Origin of the sequence: Microbacterium sp. CPCC 204701, assembly GCF_004010105.1 — a bacterium.
GTDB lineage: Bacteria > Actinomycetota > Actinomycetes > Actinomycetales > Microbacteriaceae > Microbacterium.
Map to the genome: position 1 here is coordinate 1 of NZ_RRYE01000381.1, position 2,769 is coordinate 2,769.

Consider the following 2,769-nt stretch of genomic DNA (forward strand, 5'->3'; position numbering starts at 1 on the left):
TTCGGCCGCACGGACGGCGGCGAGCCCGCGCTCGACCTCGGCCGAGACCCGCGCGGCGTCCCAGCCCAGCACCGGCGCGATCGCCTCGGCGACCTCGGTCGCGGCATCCGTCGTCGCGCCGCCGGTGAACGCCATGCTCGTGCGCCGCATGAGCACGTCGTCGAGATGCACGACGGCTTCGGTCGACGCGAGGTGACGCAGCTCGCCGCTGCTGTACGTCGGCGCGTGGTCGAGGGGCGCGTCGGCGTCGTCCGCGGCGATCGCGTCGACGACGGATGCCGCGACCGTGCCGTACCGGTCGAGCAGCGTCGCGACGCGTGCGGTCGGCAGGTCGACCGCGTGGGCGGCGACCCATTGCTGCCGCGCCCTCTCGGTGGTCGGGAATCCCTTGCCGCCGCCGATCGGCACGCCCTTGGTCGAACGCCGGCGGGGCTGCGACAGCGACGCGAGCGCGCGATCGGCGAGGTGCTCGGCCGAGGCCCGGAACGTCGTCCACTTGCCTCCGACGAGGCTGAGCACCTCGGCATCCCCGCCGATGAGCGGCGCCGACTCGATGCGGTAGTCGCGCGAGACGAACCCCGGGGCGAGATCGCCATGGCCGGGCAGAGGTCGCACACCCGAGAAGCGGTAGACGATCTGCGAGCGGTCCACCGGGATCGAGGGCAGCACCTGCGAGACGACGTCGACGAAGTAGTCGACCTCGGCCTCGGTGCACACGACGGGGTCGCGCATGTCGTGCTCGAGGTCGGTGGTGCCCACGAGCACCCGCCCCTTGAGGGGGTAGATGAGCACGATGCGGCCGTCCTCGTTCTCGAAGAACAGCTCGCGCCCGCCGGTCGCCGCCAGCAGCGCGGGGTGGTCGAGCACGATGTGCGAGCCCTTCGTCCCGCCCATGTAGCGGGTCGGGTCCCCGAGCGCGAGGTTGGTGAGGTCGGTCCACGGGCCGCCGGCATTGATCACGACGGATGCCGCGAACGGCGTCTCGGCGCCGGTCGCGGCATCGTGGATCACGACCTTGCCATCGTGCACGCCGACCGCCGCCGCGTAGTTCGCGGCGCGTGCCCGCTCGCCCCCTGCGGCCAGCCCGTCGCGCAGCACATCGAGCGCGAGACGCTCGGGGTCGTGAAGCGATGCGTCCCAGTACGTGGCGGTGTACTTCACCTCGGGATTCAGCCGCGGCAGCTGTGCGAGCGACCGCTTGCGTCCATGGAATGTGTGACGCGGCACCGTGCCCTTGCGGAACAGCCCGCCGCCGCGCGAGAACGAGTCGTAGATCACGAGCCCGATCTTGATGAGCACCGCGCCCCGCTCGCGGGGCTTGCCCGCGCCGTGACGGAGGAATCGGAGCGGCGCCGAGAGCACGCCCGAGAACGTGGCGAAGATCGGGATCGTCGTCTGCAGCGGACGGACGTAGTGCGGCGCCATGCGCAGCAGCGCGTTGCGCTCGGTGACGGCCTCGTGGACAAGCCGGAATTCGCCGTTCTCGAGATAGCGGATGCCCCCGTGGATCATGTGCGACGACGCCGCCGACGCTCCACTCACGAAGTCGCCGCGCTCGACCAGCGCCACATCGACGCCCTGCATCGCGAGGTCGCGGAAGGTCGCGAGCCCGTTGACGCCCCCGCCGATGATCAGCACATCGGCGTACGGCCGTTCCGTCAGCCGTTCGAATCCGCGCCTCGGCCCAGCGGATCCGCGTCGTTCGCGTGCAGTGGTCATCGCCTCACCGTCCCCTCTCCAGGCTACGTCGCCACGCCGACACCATACCGCAGGCCGCGCATGCGCGCCGACTTCATTCGCAGACATGGAATGAATCGACGGATGCCGCGTTGACTAGACTCGTGAGCATCAACGTGCTCCGGGGTCGGTGAGAATCCGAACCGGCGGTGACAGTCCGCGAGCCAAGGCATTAGCATCCGAATCGGATGCAGCCGCGGCCGATCCGGTGGAATTCCGGAACCGACGGTGATGCGACAGAGGTCGAAACGACGAGCTCTGCCGCCAGTCCGGATGGGAGGCAGCACGGGCGGCGTCCATCGCGCCGCCGGCTTCCCGTGCCCCGGACCGTCCAGAACGAGACGAGGGGCAGGACATGGTGAGCACGACGGAGCACGACGCGATGCGTCGGGCGCTGGCGATCGCCCGCAACGGCCCGCGCGGCGTGAACCCGCAGGTCGGTGCCGTGCTCCTCTCGCCCGACGGCCGCGTGCTCGCCGAGGGGTGGCATCGCGGCGCCGGCACCCCGCACGCCGAAGTCGACGCCCTGTCGAAGGCGTCCCCCGCTGACGTCCGCGGCGCGACCGCCGTGGTGACACTCGAGCCGTGCAACCACACCGGGCGCACCGGCCCGTGCTCCGAAGCGCTCATCGGCGCGGGCGTGGCACGCGTCGTGTACGCGGTCTCCGACCCCGGCGTCCGGTCCTCGGGAGGCGGCGATCGCCTGCGCGCCGCGGGTGTCCAGGTCGAGGCCGGCGTCCTCGCCGACGAAGCCGAGCAGTTCCTGGACTCGTGGATGACCGTGCAGCGACTCGGGCGCCCGCACGTCACGGTCAAGTGGGCGCAGAGCCTCGACGGCCGCGCCGCGGCAGCGGATGCCACGAGCCGCTGGATCACCGGACCGGCGGCGCGCGCCGACGTGCACCGCCGTCGCGCCCACTCCGACGCGATCGTCGTGGGCACCGGCACGGTGCTCGCCGACGACCCTGCCCTCACGGCTCGCGCTCCGGACGGCTCGCTGCTCGCTCAGCAGCCGGTGCCCGTGGTGCTGGG

Annotated in this window: 2 protein-coding genes and 1 riboswitch; of the genes, one reads left to right on the forward strand and one right to left on the reverse strand. The window is 71.8% G+C overall.

Annotated features, from left to right (window positions below; genetic code table 11):
- A partial coding sequence (locus EIO58_RS15665) for a glycerol-3-phosphate dehydrogenase/oxidase (protein ID WP_164861770.1) occupies positions 1-1,719 on the reverse strand: 1,719 nt, incomplete at its 3' end.
- A gap of 131 nt (positions 1,720-1,850) precedes the next feature.
- Positions 1,851-2,027, forward strand: a riboswitch (FMN riboswitch).
- Positions 2,028-2,092: 65 nt separating this feature from the next.
- On the opposite strand from EIO58_RS15665, the gene ribD reads away from it, so the two are divergent.
- The coding region (gene ribD, locus EIO58_RS15670; RefSeq protein WP_127820288.1) for a bifunctional diaminohydroxyphosphoribosylaminopyrimidine deaminase/5-amino-6-(5-phosphoribosylamino)uracil reductase RibD at positions 2,093-2,769 on the forward strand (677 nt) is incomplete at its 3' end.